The following is a 13,305-nucleotide window of genomic DNA, read 5'->3' on the forward strand; positions in this document are numbered from 1 at the left end:
CAAGGTGAGCGTCAACGGGAGTTACCGAGTACTGCATAGTGTTGGGGTTTTATTACAAACCTGTAATAGTTTCCTGGCGGGGTAGCGTGAGAGTTACCACCAGCCCACCATCAGCATGGTTGGCGAGCGTGATATCGCCGCCATGGGCGCGGGCAATATGCCGGGCAATGCCCAACCCGAGGCCACTACCGCCAGTATGTCGGCTACGTGAGGGCTCCAGGCGAACAAAGGGCGAAAACACCCGCCCCAACTGCTCTTCGGGTATACCTGGGCCGTGGTCACGAATACGCATGGTGACAACATCACCGTGATCGATTAGCTGCACATCGGCCTGCTTTCCGTAGAACACCGCGTTCTCAAGCAGGTTTGCCAGGCAGCGTTTAAGCGCTACCGGTTTGACAATCAGCGGCGCGATAAGAGAACCACTTTTAATCTCAATAGTGACCTTACCATCCTGAAGGCTAAGCTCTTCGGCCAGCTCTTCGAGCAGGTGCGTTAGATCAACGGGCGCGGGTTCCTCATGCAGGTCTAAGCCTTTTACCGAGGCCAAGGCACCTTTAACCAAGCTATCCAGCTCATCCAATGAGGCGCAAAAACGCTCGCGCTGATAGTCGTCATCGAGCATCTCAGCGCGCAGGCGCATGCGGGTTAAGGGGGTCTTTAAATCATGGGAAATCGCTGAAAACAGCCGTTCGCGCTCCTCAATCTGCTCACGAATACGCCGCTGCATACGATTGAACGCCGCGGCGGTGGCGGCCACTTCTTTGGGGCCACTCTCCCGTAGTGGCGGCATATCCAAATCATCGCCCAACTGATTCGCTGCCCGTGAAAGCCGCGCCAGTGGCCGGGTCACGCTGGTAATACCCAATAGAGAAAGCGCCAGCACACTCAGCAGCACCAGTAACCCGACCAGCAAACGCTCTTCAGAAAGCCAGCGATAACCGCTGAAAATATCGGGTACGCCCAGCAGCGTGGCAACATAGAGCCAGGTGCCTGGGGCAAGCTCCAGTTGAACCACTAAAATCGGCGGCGAGAGTGGCTCCATCAGCAGGCTGTGCTGCCCCCAGCGGGGCGGTAGGTCGTAAAGCAGTACTTCGTTATTGAGCACACGCAGGTTTTCCGGGCGGGAGAACTCGACAATCACGTCGTCGATATTGAGCTGCTGGGTGAGCACCGAGCGCACATTGTTCACCACCACCTGTTTTTCCGGCCCGGAGCCGATATCGTCGATGGCCAGCCTGCGTTCGTTGACGCTAACAAAAAAGCGCGTGCCACCCATATTACGCAGCTGATCGAGCACAATATGGCGGTAATCAACGGGCAGTGAGCGGAAAAACTTCATGGTGGAGGCGATGCTAAACGCCATATTGGTGGACAGCTCATCAAGCTGTGCCAAGTGGCTGGAGCGCACCTGGGAAGTCCAGATGGCGTAGCTGGCCCCTTGGGCGACAAGCACTCCGGCGATCATGATGATCACGAAGCGCCCGCGCAGCGACGCCGGCAGCCAGCGGGCAGCTCGTCGGGATAAGCGTCGACGAATGGTTGCCCACTCCACGCGTCTCACGTTAATGCATCTACTTGGGCGGTTAACACATAGCCTGCCCCGCGCACCGTTCGAATCAACTGCGAGTGCTGGGCATCTTCACCCAGCCGTTGGCGCAGGCGGCAAACGTGGACATCAATGGAGCGATCAAGCGGCGGCGCGTCCCGCCCACGGGTAAGCGCGTATAGATCATCCCGAGTGAGCACCTTCGCCGGATGCTCTAAAAACACCTGCAATAGCTGAAAATCAGCCCCTGAAAGCGCGGCGCGCTCGCCCTGCAGGTCAATCAACTCGCGGGTCATGCGGTCGAGTTGCCAATTACCAAAACTGACCCAGCGCGCCTGCCCCGCAGGCAACTCTGGTGGAGCACTGCGGGTGCGTCGCAGTACCGCTTTGACGCGCGCCAGCAATTCGCGGGGATTAAACGGCTTGCCCAAGTAGTCATCAGCACCCAGCTCCAGACCCAGAATGCGATCGGTCTCATCGGCGCTGGCGGTAAGCATTATGATCGGCACATCGCTGTGCTTTCGGACGTCACGGCAGATGGTAAAGCCATCGTCACCGGGGAGCATTAAATCGACAATAAGCAAGTCGGGGGCGTGTTCTGCACGCAGAGAATGCAACGCCTGCGCACCGTCCGCTGTGAATACCCGATAGCCATGGCGCCCCAGGTAGTCAGCGAGCAGTTCACAAATCTCTGGGTCATCGTCGACCACAATCAAAGTAGCAGGGGTTGTCGTCATCTCAGCGGGTTCAGCCCTACGCTATTGTCGTTATTGGGCCTTGATGATGGTCGAGGAAACTGTGCATCTCAAGCCCCCTTCGACTAATGATGAAATCACCTGTGGCTACGCTATTTCTGTGTATTAATAAGAATGCTAACAAAAAAATACAATATTTACTTAATGCTTTTGTTTGCTTAGCCGATTAATAATGTAGATATAGAGCAATAACCAGCGCTTTCGCCACTATCATCGGCCACATATTGATGGCGGTTAAGCAAAGCCACAAGGAGGTATTGCAATGACAATCGGTATCGGGCCATCTACTCCGGTGACCTCTCAATCTACATCGGGTAGCCGCACTCAGGGTGTATCAACCAAGGGAACTGAACAAGGCGAAAACGCAACGCCTACTTCTGGTTCATCGAAGCCAACAAGCCAACTTTCCACGTTGGCTCAGCAGTTAAGTGACAGCGCCCTACGGGCCGAAAAGCGTGATGCCAGCCTGGATCGTAAAGCGTTAGGGCAAAAAGCCGATGCACTGCTCAGCCAGATTACCGGCCAAGGCTACCATAATAACCGAGCACGATACGACGCCGAAGTGCCCAACACCGATGACCCAGAACTCTTGGAGCGAGCAAAACAGGCCACCTCCTTTGTTAATGGCAGAGGTAGCAATCCTTTTAGCGGCTTGTCTCAAGATCAATTAGTACTGATTATTTATGACGATAGTGGCACGTTTACGGCCAATGAACAGCGCGCAGCCTGGCAAGAAGATTATGATCAGCGGCAAGTATGGAAACAGGCCGTCGTAGCCCGTGGCAAGCTGGAGTACAGCCAAACAGGCAAGATGACCGACTTCTTCAAAGAAGTGCTTGGCAATTACAACGACCTGCCTCCCATCATGCAGGCACAATATCCCGACTTCTATGCCCCACGCCTTGAGCACCTGATCGAGATGGATTTCAACTTTATGACCCACCGCGCCGAAGGCAAAGGGGCACCTGAAGATATTTTTGACATACTGATGTCGAGCGAAGACTTTGCCAATCTTGGTAAACGCTTTGCTAACTCAACGGTTAGTTGAAAAGAGATAATAGTAAATGCGAAGCAATTCTAGCGCTGAGGAAGATATTTCACGCGAAGCGCTCATGGCCGATGCCAACGCTCTTCCTCAACAGCTTAATCAAAGTCTGCTTGAGGCTTTTATTGGCAAAAACGATGAAAAACCCACTGAACGTAGCTTTATAATGAAAATGTTTGATTGGCTGAAACCACCAGCGAATAAATAAAGCGTAACGTCAGTTTTTGAACAGCTCATCAAGGGAGTTGGCGGTCAAGATCGCTCCAGACCACTCATCCAACTGCGCAGGCGTTGCTTGCTCCAGCCGCTGTTCTGCCCAAACAGGCAGCTCGCCAAATTTTAGGCCAAGCTGTTGAGCTGCTTCAGATTGACCTCAGCCCCAAGTCGCTGCAAGTGACGAAATTAAGAGCCACTAATTAATACGTAACCCTACAGCCCAAAGCGCTTTTTCAGCCATTGGGCAACGGCGGCTTCGCCATGGTGACCGATACGTTCAGCGCCGGTGACACGATCAAATAGCGCAGGGTGGGCATTGGCCATTACCTGGGCCTCCCCTGCTAAATCGAGCATTTCGGTATCGTTAAGATTATCGCCAAACGCTAGGCAATCTGCAGGCGTTAAGCCCAACCGTTCCAGCAGTGATGACAGCGCCACGCCTTTGTTGACCCCACCGGCCATGATTTCCAGAGAATCAATGGTGGAATAGGTAATATGCAGCCCGTCGCCGTGGGCCTCTTGCGCCTGTGCTTCTAACTGCTTTAGCGCCTTTGGGTCGCCTAGATAGAGCACTTTGCCTACACCGTTAGTGTCCATTTGCGCGGGGGACACGACTTCATAGCCAAACCCTGTAGAGGCATGAAGAGATAATAAGTGCGGGGCCTCTGAATCAATATGCCAGCCGCTTTCGCGATAAAGATTAAGCCGTACTTGAGGAGGGCGCGGAAGACCGATTAGCGTCTTTGCATATTCAGGCTCAAGGTGATTAGCCGCCAACAAAGCATCGTTGGGATCATGTATATAAGCACCATTGGTGCTAATCAAGTGCGCCGGAATATCCAACTGATCACGAAACACCTTCATATCGTGGTAGTGGCGGCCAGAGGCGAGTGCGACATGATGACCTTGCTTCACCAATGCTCTTAGCACCTCTACGGTGCTTGCGTGCAGGGTGTGGTCGCTTCCTAATAGGGTGCCATCCAGGTCAGAAACAATCAGGCGAGGTGCCATAGCGCGCTCCGTGAGTATGAATATTCAGCTTAACCGATTCCCTTGAGCGCATGTAAGCCTTTGACTCGCCATTACCAAAGCCAACATCAGGGCCAACATCGCATAGCGACAATTGGCGCAGCCTGCGGGAATCCGTATAGTGGCAGCCTAACTCTCGCCAACTGATTGAGCTCATGCTTCAGAACAACGCCATGCTTGCCCAGCTCAAGCAACAGATTCGTCAAACCACCCCCCGCGCTGAAGGGGTGATCAAAGCTACTGACAAAGGTTTCGGGTTTCTCGAAACCGACGACGGTGAATCCTATTTCGTGCCGCCGCCCGCCATGAAGCAGGTGATTCACGGTGATCGCGTGGAAGGCGTGATTCACGAGAACGGTGACAAAAAGTCCATTGAGCCGGAAAAGCTGATTGAAGCGGGTCTTGATCGGTTTGTCGCCCGGGTGCAGAAGCGCGAAGGTCGCCTGTCCGTCGTACCCGACCACCCGTCGATTAAAAATGTGATCAAGGCACGGATTAAGAACAGCCTTGATGAGGACACCATTGCTGACGGCGACTGGGTCGTTGCCCGCTTGGTACGCCATCCGCTAAAAGCCGACGACCGCGCTTTCTTTGCCCAGATTGATGAGCTGGTCGCCAAAAGCGATGATCCGGCAGTGCCGTGGCGCGTCACGCTTGCACGCCACGCGCTGGAGCAAGAGTGCCCAGATGCGGGCACCGACTGGCCGCTGATTGATGAAGGCCTGACTCGCGAAGATTTAACGTCCACGCCCTTCTTCACCATTGATGGTGAGAAGACCCGCGATATGGATGATGCGCTGCACGTGGCTACTCGTGCGGAAGGCGGCTGGCGGTTGAGCGTAGCGATTGCCGACCCCACCGCTTATGTGGAAGAGGGCCATGCGGCTGATTTAGAAGCTCGCACTCGCGCCTTTACCGTTTACCTGCCCGGCCAAAACGTCACTATGCTGCCAGAGCAGCTAGCGGATGATCTCTGTTCGTTGTGGGAAGATAAGGAGCGCCCCGCGCTGGCCTGTACGCTGGATATTAATGCCGACGGCAGCATGGGCGATTACCGCTTTTTTGCGGCGAACGTTAAATCTCACGCCAAGCTCGTTTACGACAACGTCTCCGACTGGATCGAAGGTCAAGGCGACTGGGCACCCGCGGATGAGATCGCCGAGCAGCTTACTGCGCTGCGTGATTTGACCGAAGCGCGTACCGCTTGGCGCAATGAACACGCGCTGGTGTTTAAAGACCGTCCCGACTACGTGTTTGATCTCGATCCCGCGGGTAACGTATTGGCGGTGCGCACCGAAGAGCGCCGCATTGCCAACCGCATGATCGAAGAGTCGATGATTGTGGCCAACGCCTGCTGCGCGGACTTCCTGGCCCAGCATATCGGCCACGGTATCTTTAACGTGCACCGTGCTTTCGAGCCGGAAAAAGCCGAAGCCGCCCAGGAGTTCCTGGCAGGTCAGGAGATCGTGGTTGAGCGCGAAGCGCTCACCGAGCTTGCCCGCTACACCGAGCTTAAGCGTGCGCTGGAAAGCCGCGATGACGCCTGGCTGGATGCGCGCCTGCGGCGCTTCCAGGGTTTTACCAGCATGTCGGCCCAGCCCGGCCCTCACTTTGGCCTGGGCCTAGCCGCCTACGCTACCTGGACGTCGCCAATTCGTAAGTATGGCGATATGGTCAACCACCGCCTGATCAAACGCGTGTTGAAAGGCGAACAGGCCCCCGCCGAAGCGACCCAGCAGCTTACCGAGCAGTTGACGGAACGCCGCCGCTTGAACCGTATGGCCGAGCGCGACGTGAAAGACTGGCTCTACGTGCGTTACCTAACGCCCGCTGCGCAGAACCAGGATACGTTTGAGGCCGAAATCATGGCCATCAACCGTGGCGGCATGCGCGTTCGTCTGGTGGAAAACGGCGCAACGGCGTTTGTACCCGCGCCCTTGATGCACAGTGACCGTAGCAAAGTGGTCATTGACGATAAAGAGGGCCGTATCCAGATCGAGGGCGAAGAGCGTTACAAGCTTGGTGATCCGTTACGCGTAGTGCTCACCGAAGCGCGTGAAGAGACCCGCTCGCTGGTGGCAAAGCCCACTGATTGATGGGTCATCACTAGCTAGATATTACCTAAAGGGGCAGCAATCACGCTGCCCCTTTTTTAGTGTGTTTGATATCTGGATTCGCTACTAGCTATTGGCAAGTGGTCAAAAAAGCACTTCGTTTCGCTCACTGATTAAGGGCCAGCTAGCGTCTTTTTCAGACACCACCGTGGGTGGAATCGGCCACTCAATCGCGAGACGTTCATCGTTATAGCGCAAACCACTTTCAGCCTCGGGATGATAGGCAGCCGAGACCAGATAGCTGACTTCAACATCGTCGGTCAGCGTCTGAAAGGAGTGCGCAAAGCCTGGCGGTACATACAGCTGGCGCCGGTTTGCGTCGGTTAATTCAAATAACTGATGGTGCAAGTAGGTTTCCGAGTCTTTACGGATATCCACGATGACATCGACAATCGCGCCTCGAATGCAGCGCACCAGTTTGGCTTCGGCATGGGGCTGGCGCTGATAATGCAATCCCCTTAAGGTGCCTCGATGAGCAGAAAAGGAGGTATTCTGCTGCACAAAATCACTCAGCAGGCCATGGCGCTCAAACTCCGCATGGCACATGGTACGGGCAAAAAAACCGCGCTCATCACCATGTGGTTCAAGTTCTATCAGGCGGGCATCCTTGAGGTTCGTTTGATGAAAATGCATGTCTTACTCCGTGAAAGTAGCAGCGACACCAGACGTCAATTCCAGGGCAAACATGGCTTCCTGTTCGGCATAAAGACGGTCGATCAACCGCCCTGGTGGTATACGCACATCATCAAAGGTCAGCGCCGCATCCTTTTCCACATGCCCCACCACCTGGCAGCCCAGCGCTAGCCCGATAGGTAATAGCCGATCCCTGCGTATTACCTCGATATTTTCCGCCACTCCATAGACTTCGAAGCCACCGAGTTCTTCTATTGTTTCGCCCTCCTGCAAAGCTTTCTTGGCTACGGCGATAACGCCCACCCTCGGGCCCTCTAAGGGGGATAACACTGGATCACGGAAAAGCACGGCACGGGCAACGGACGTGGGCACTTCGAAATGGCAAAGGTGGTAGGGCGTTGTGAAGCAGTAATATGGCCCCTCGCCCAACTTGTAGAGTTCGAGATAGTGGCGCTGACGGGGACTGTCGGTCGTCCCTAGCACAAACACGCCCGGCCCCGGCCGCGCCCCAACAACGTAATCCACCAGCCCCGGCCCCTTCGGGTTCAGGTAGGGCTCAAATGCCGATACCGTCTGTTCGATGGGTATTAAGGGCCCACCGGCCACACCATCGGAGAAATCAGGGCCAAGCATGCCGCGCTGCGCCACTTGCATACCGGTGCCGTTGGCGACGATCGCCTGTTCGAACGATATCTTGGTGCCATCAGCAAAAGAGGCCACCATTGCCGGCTTTTGCCCCCAGCGTTTGGCAAAACCTTCCTGGGTAGCCGGGTTGCGATATGGGTCATGCAAGCCTTTAATGTTGCCACACAGTACCGGCTTAATGCCTAGCCCGGCGACGAACCGATAGAGATTCATCTGTACGCCAGGCTGGTCGCCATCGGCAAAGCTGTAGACAGCCCCTGCCGCATCGGCTTTCACTTTCAAGATGGGGCCGATCGTACCGTCGAGTTCCGCGTTCATTTGAATGACGTCTTTGCCACTTTCCAGCGCCGCCAGGACGGCATTCGCCGCGAACTCCAACGAGCCAGTGACTTCAATAATTGCATCCAATCCCTCTGCGCGTGCCAGTGCCACGGCATCCTCGGTGACTGCCGGTCGCCCAGCCGCAATCGCCGCTTCAAGTTCCTGCTGAGTCTCGCAGGCGACTGGCTCAATCCCGGTTTGCTGGAAGACTTTGATCGCTGCATCCAAATGACGATTGGCAATCGCACAAAGGCGCATCCCGGGCGTCGCGGTCATAATCTGCAGACCGATACCGCCCGCTTGAAACCCCGCCCCGACCATCCCCACTCGAATGGGATTACCCTGCGCCTCTCGTTGGGCAAGCGCCGTATCAACAATAATCATTGATGGTTCATTCCTTCCAGAGCTTCCAGGGGGCGCCTTCTGCCCAGGCGGTCTCGAGTACCATTCTGTCTCTCAGCGTATCCATGCTTTGCCAGTACCCGTTATGATGGAAGTAGCCCAACTTCCCCAGCTCGATCATCCGGTTCATGGGCTCGTTTTCCCATACGGTCTGGCTATCGTCGATCGTCTCGAACACTTCCGGATTACAGACGAAGAAGCCGCCATTGATCAGCCCTCCATCTATTTCGCCCTTTTCACGAAAGCCCTCTACCTGGCTGTTGCCCTCTTTCAAACGCAGGGCACCGTAGCGGCCCGGCTGCGTTACTGCCGTCAGGGTGCACCAATTTTTCGAGGCCAGATGTGAGTCGATCAAGGCATTGATATTCAGATCACTCAACCCATCGCCATAGGTCAAACAGAAAGGCTCATCTGCCAGGAGAGACATTGCCTTCTTGAGACGCCCTCCGGTCATGGCATCGGCGCCTGTATCCAGCACAGTGATTTTCCAATCATCATTAACGCTCTGAAGCCAGTCGACGTTACCTGTCTTCAGATCGATGGTGTAATCGGTTCGATTGCCGCGATAATTGAGGAAATAGTCACGGATGTACTCCACCTTATAGCCACCCAGGACGATAAACTCCTTTAAGCCATGATGGGCGTACATCTTCATGATATGCCAAAGGATCGGCCGACCACCCACTTCCACCATGGGCTTGGGGCGAATGGCTGTTTCTTCACTTAAGCGCGTTCCGAACCCTCCCGCGAAAATTGCGACTTTCATAGTCTAGCCTCCGTTTCAGGCCTCAAGGTTAATGTGGGTAGCAGCAGACAAAGCACTCGGGGTGACTGCATCACACATTTGCCAGCGCAGGTTTTCAGATAGACGGCGCGCAGTGATATGTGCCTGCAGCGCATGCAGACGCATATAGCGCGAGGCTCGGAACTGGGTATCGGAAAACTCCATGCTTTTGAGCCCATTGATCAATCCCATGATCGAATCTATTAGCGTCATTTGTGGTTGGTGCTCAGGTGCCAACTTGGCAAACAGGCTGAAATCCACTTGGTAGGAGCGACTGTCCGCCGGGGCTTGGGTATTGATACTCAGCGTGGTGCCGGGAACGGCTTTGGCCACTGCAGTGGCTAAGTCTCGCACTTGATGATTGCGTTCGTTCGATCCGGTATTGATATTGAGTATGCGCCCGCCGTTTTCAGGCTTGCGCTGTACTGCCCAATCGACAGCTCTGGCCATATCGGAGACGTCGATCAAGGGCCGCCAGGGAGACCCATCGCTAAGCACGGTAATATGCTGCTGACTTAGGGCACAGGCAACGAAATCATTGAGCACCAGATCCAGCCGTAAACGCTCTGACATTCCGCAAGCAGTCGCAAAGCGTAAACTGGTAATCACCATGTCGCCCCCAATGCCGGCTAACGCTTCTTCAGCTGCTATTTTCGAGCAGGCATAGGCGGTAACGGGAGCCACGGGATCCAACTCACTGCGCGGAGCCCCTAAAGCGATGCCATAAATGCTGCAACTTGAGGCAAAAACGAAGTTTTCTACCCCCGCCTGAGCCGCTGCCTTGGCAATCTCAACCGTCGCCTGCTGATTGACCTCAGCTGTCACTGCGGCGAAACGGTCTCCCATGGGGTCATTGGAAATCGCCGCCAGTTGAACTACAGCCGTATAACCTTCAAAAAAATCAGCCGGAATATCTCGCACATCCCCCATAAACTGCTGGTCGAGATAGCGCTCAGGAAGAAGTTCGGCATTCGTCAAACAGTGTGCGAAGTAGGCAGTGTCATACCCATGAAGAGTGGCGGATGGGTGACGTAAGGCTAGCTCCCGCACCACAACGGAGCCAACATAGCCCATGTTCCCTATGACCAAGATTTTCAAAATACCACCTCGCCATTATCGTCAATTAAACGAGTTTCCCTACGCTCTTATTTTCAAGCTTATTTAATTCCGATGTTTTTATTCATGCCTACTTGTTGCATTGCATATTTCTGGACTAAAAAGTGTATAGCAGGTAACACAAGGATACTTTAAAGCAATAAAAAAATTGCCACTTCCCAATCAGAAACACTTAAGCCGGACAATATGACTACTGCTTATATAAGTAAAAATCACATGTAAACTAACAACACTACACTCCTGCACTAGTTTTTTAATGTATTAAAAATCAATGTACTATGATCTTTATAATTAAATTTCTTCCGGTAGCCCTCATGAAAAGCCACACACCCACACACATTACAATAAGAAACATAAAAATTACCAAAGATTACATTTTAAAGATAAGTGACACCGCTTTTACTGTCAAGAATAGAGGCGGGTTAAAAATCTAGTCTGCAGTACTATTTTTTTCATGTAATAAAGCAAAAAAAAGAGTGCTTTTTTCAAACATTGCTTTTTATTTCTCTATATACTTTTTATAAAATCTGCCATCAATCAGTCTTACTAGCAGCTCACCCAGCCTATGATAAAGCCTCGGCGTTGATGCCAGTGGTGTTTGTTCCCATTGACTACGGCAGAGGAGTGATTGATGACAAAAAAGAGCGTACCCAGACCGAAGAATTAGAGTGTTATACGCTTGTCAGTTCGCTGCGCGAAGAGGGCCACTTCCTGATGGCACAACCTAGTGAAAAACTTTATTAGCCCATTAAAAAGCAGCAGCGCCTTTGAGGCGCCACTGTTGTTATCAGATTATTAGAACTCTGCTTGTCTTGCAGCCGAGGATAAGGCCATTGCAGGCTTGTACTCTGTTGCTTTTTTCACAACAGCTTCATCTATTTGAAAGGCAGCTACCAGCTCGCGAAGTCGCCCAGCCTGATCTTCCAGGGAAAATGCTGCATTAGTCGACTGCTGAACCAAGGTGCTGTTTTGCTGAGTGGTAGAATCCATTTCAGTAATAGCAGTATTGATCTGCTCAATACCACTGCTTTGCTCCCGAGTGGCAGAGGAGACCTCGACCATCAGCATAGCGAGGCGCTGGATCACCGCTTCCGTCTCACCTATGGTCGCAGCGCCTCGCTCCGCTTGGTCAGAACATAGCTTTATTTTGCTACGCGTATCGTCGAGCATACTACGAATCTCACCTGCTGAAGCGGCACTGCGGCTTGCTAGCGCACGAACTTCTGTAGCGACCACTGCAAATCCACGGCCTTTATCACCAGCACGCGCCGCTTCAACGGAGGCGTTTAAAGCCAGGATATTGGTTTGAAATGCAATCGTATCGATGGCCTCAACGATCTTATCCATGCTTAGCGATGCGGCTGTCACTTCGCGCATTAACTCCACACTTCGGGAAACTTCTTCACCACTGCTTTGCATCTGTTGCGAAGCATTATGGGCCAGCGTATCAGCCTCTTTGGTTGAATCACTATTCTGGCGAACCGTTGCCGTCATCTCCTCCATACTTGAAGCCGTCTCCTGCAAGGCAGCTGCTTGCTGCTCAGTACGAGCGGCGAGCTCCTGCCCACCTTGGGCAATTTCATTGGCTCCGTTCAAGACATTCTCGCTAGAGTCACGTAGTGATGCGACCAAGGTAGTGAGCTCTTTACTCATTTCGGCCATGGAGGTTAATAACTGAGCCGTTTCATCACGTCCTGTGGTTACGATATCGTGTCGCAAATCTCCTTCCGCAACGCGCCTAGCAACCTCAACCGCTCTCCGCAAAGGCAATACAATGCTACGCGTAATAGCAATTGCCAGCGCCAGCGCCATCAACAACGCCACCCCCGCGAAAATACAAAGCTGCCAAATAGCCAAACGATACTCGGCATTTATCGCCTCGTTAGCCGTCTTGACCCCTTCAGCAGCCACTAGGCTAATTTCATCAGCCAACTCCTCAAGCTGGTAGATACTCTCTTTATGCTCACCGAAAGCCAGATTGGCTTGAGAGGTTTCGGTAATACTGCCTAGTTCAATTTGGCGATAGACTGACAAAAAACCCTCTTCATACCCCTGGAGGGCTCTTCCTGCCTGTTGGTACAAAGCATCGAGGCTATCCTTATCGGCAATTTGGCTACCCGCCTGGAAGGCGGCCTGTATTGCTTCGATGGTCGCCGTCCAACTTTGCTGGTAAGCCGCTACCCGATCACTACTGTCGATATTGATGAAGATATCTTTTTCAAAACGCCGCGCTTGCAATGCCAGCCGCTGAATTTCTGCGGCATTGCTTGCGAGTGCTACGTCCGTGTCCAAGGTTTTTTGGGCAGTATCCTTGGTGAAGGTGATGCCCATAATTCCCGCTATTAAAGTGCCCAAAAGAAATAGCGAGACCAAGCCAAAAGCCAGTGCGAGCCGTGTACCGATCTTGAACCGTGAAAGCATTGCCAAATCCTAACAAGTGAAAGAGCTAGGATTTTAGGCAACAAGAATGAAAACTGTAACTCAACCTTTGCAAACTATTGTCAACTTTTATACATAATCAAAGAGTATCTACTATACCAGCGCGTCTCACCTGCGCTAACTTACTGACAGACTAGACATAACCTGAGCAGATATCGGCCAGTTCTATGACACTATCTGCCGATGCTGACAGAAGAACCGCAGCATTTCCCGGGCAGCGTCAGGGCCTTGAGGGTCGGTATAGCTGCCCTTTTTGC

Annotated in this window: 11 protein-coding genes; 3 read left to right on the forward strand and 8 right to left on the reverse strand. The window is 53.2% G+C overall.

The window, feature by feature from the left end; all coding sequences use genetic code 11:
• Positions 1-52: 52 nt before the first annotated feature.
• A complete protein-coding gene (locus tag AC4EYZ_RS04685; protein ID WP_490204150.1) occupies positions 53-1,564 on the reverse strand; it encodes an ATP-binding protein in 1,512 nt (503 codons plus the stop codon).
• Positions 1,561-2,286 carry a response regulator gene (locus AC4EYZ_RS04690; RefSeq protein WP_009287305.1) on the reverse strand — a complete coding sequence of 242 codons (726 nt, stop codon included), beginning with the start codon at positions 2,284-2,286 and terminating at the stop codon, positions 1,561-1,563. The genes AC4EYZ_RS04685 and AC4EYZ_RS04690 overlap by 4 nt, the downstream gene beginning before the upstream one ends.
• Before the next feature lie 280 nt (positions 2,287-2,566).
• On the opposite strand from AC4EYZ_RS04690, the gene AC4EYZ_RS04695 reads away from it, so the two are divergent.
• On the forward strand, positions 2,567-3,352 hold the full coding sequence (locus AC4EYZ_RS04695) for a hypothetical protein (RefSeq protein WP_490204151.1): 786 nt from the start codon (positions 2,567-2,569) through the stop codon (positions 3,350-3,352).
• A gap of 64 nt (positions 3,353-3,416) precedes the next feature.
• Complete coding sequence (locus AC4EYZ_RS04700) at positions 3,417-3,557, forward strand: hypothetical protein (protein WP_155705729.1); 141 nt, start codon at positions 3,417-3,419, stop codon at positions 3,555-3,557.
• A 221-nt stretch (positions 3,558-3,778) separates the two neighbouring features.
• Here the strand turns inward: AC4EYZ_RS04700 and AC4EYZ_RS04705 are convergent, their stop codons facing one another.
• A complete protein-coding gene (locus AC4EYZ_RS04705) occupies positions 3,779-4,576 on the reverse strand; it encodes an HAD family hydrolase (protein WP_490204152.1) in 798 nt (265 codons plus the stop codon).
• Positions 4,577-4,749: 173 nt separating this feature from the next.
• Here AC4EYZ_RS04705 and AC4EYZ_RS04710 point away from each other — a divergent pair, with 173 nt between their 5' ends.
• Positions 4,750-6,690, forward strand: a complete 1,941-nt coding sequence (locus AC4EYZ_RS04710; RefSeq protein WP_490204153.1) for an exoribonuclease II — start codon at positions 4,750-4,752, stop codon at positions 6,688-6,690.
• Positions 6,691-6,792: 102 nt separating this feature from the next.
• Here AC4EYZ_RS04710 and rfbC read toward each other — a convergent pair whose 3' ends face one another.
• From rfbC to AC4EYZ_RS04735, 5 genes are all read right to left on the reverse strand, one after another.
• Positions 6,793-7,341, reverse strand: a complete 549-nt coding sequence (rfbC, locus tag AC4EYZ_RS04715) for a dTDP-4-dehydrorhamnose 3,5-epimerase (protein WP_490204154.1) — start codon at positions 7,339-7,341, stop codon at positions 6,793-6,795.
• A gap of 3 nt (positions 7,342-7,344) precedes the next feature.
• Complete coding sequence (locus tag AC4EYZ_RS04720) at positions 7,345-8,691, reverse strand: NAD(P)H-dependent oxidoreductase (RefSeq protein WP_490204155.1); 1,347 nt, start codon at positions 8,689-8,691, stop codon at positions 7,345-7,347.
• A gap of 7 nt (positions 8,692-8,698) precedes the next feature.
• A complete protein-coding gene (gene rfbF / locus AC4EYZ_RS04725; RefSeq protein WP_009287302.1) occupies positions 8,699-9,475 on the reverse strand; it encodes a glucose-1-phosphate cytidylyltransferase in 777 nt (258 codons plus the stop codon).
• Between the two features lie 15 nt (positions 9,476-9,490).
• Positions 9,491-10,591 (reverse strand): NAD-dependent epimerase/dehydratase family protein, encoded by a 1,101-nt coding sequence (locus tag AC4EYZ_RS04730; protein ID WP_039859311.1) that lies wholly within the window; start codon positions 10,589-10,591, stop codon positions 9,491-9,493.
• A gap of 813 nt (positions 10,592-11,404) precedes the next feature.
• Positions 11,405-13,030 carry a methyl-accepting chemotaxis protein gene (locus tag AC4EYZ_RS04735; protein WP_230804470.1) on the reverse strand — a complete coding sequence of 542 codons (1,626 nt, stop codon included), beginning with the start codon at positions 13,028-13,030 and terminating at the stop codon, positions 11,405-11,407.
• Between the last annotated feature and the right edge of the window lie 275 nt (positions 13,031-13,305).

Source organism: Vreelandella sp. 162(4c) (genome assembly GCF_058152265.1).

Coding starts and splice junctions, on each gene's coding strand:
- AC4EYZ_RS04690 (WP_009287305.1), bottom strand. CDS start 2,286: ATGACGACAACCCCTGCTACTTTGATTGTGGTCGACGATGACCCAGAG.
- AC4EYZ_RS04695 (WP_490204151.1), top strand. CDS start 2,567: ATGACAATCGGTATCGGGCCATCTACTCCGGTGACCTCTCAATCTACA.
- AC4EYZ_RS04700 (WP_155705729.1), top strand. CDS start 3,417: ATGGCCGATGCCAACGCTCTTCCTCAACAGCTTAATCAAAGTCTGCTT.
- AC4EYZ_RS04705 (WP_490204152.1), bottom strand. CDS start 4,576: ATGGCACCTCGCCTGATTGTTTCTGACCTGGATGGCACCCTATTAGGA.
- AC4EYZ_RS04710 (WP_490204153.1), top strand. CDS start 4,750: ATGCTTCAGAACAACGCCATGCTTGCCCAGCTCAAGCAACAGATTCGT.
- rfbC (WP_490204154.1), bottom strand. CDS start 7,341: ATGCATTTTCATCAAACGAACCTCAAGGATGCCCGCCTGATAGAACTT.
- AC4EYZ_RS04720 (WP_490204155.1), bottom strand. CDS start 8,691: ATGATTATTGTTGATACGGCGCTTGCCCAACGAGAGGCGCAGGGTAAT.
- rfbF (WP_009287302.1), bottom strand. CDS start 9,475: ATGAAAGTCGCAATTTTCGCGGGAGGGTTCGGAACGCGCTTAAGTGAA.
- AC4EYZ_RS04735 (WP_230804470.1), bottom strand. CDS start 13,030: ATGCTTTCACGGTTCAAGATCGGTACACGGCTCGCACTGGCTTTTGGC.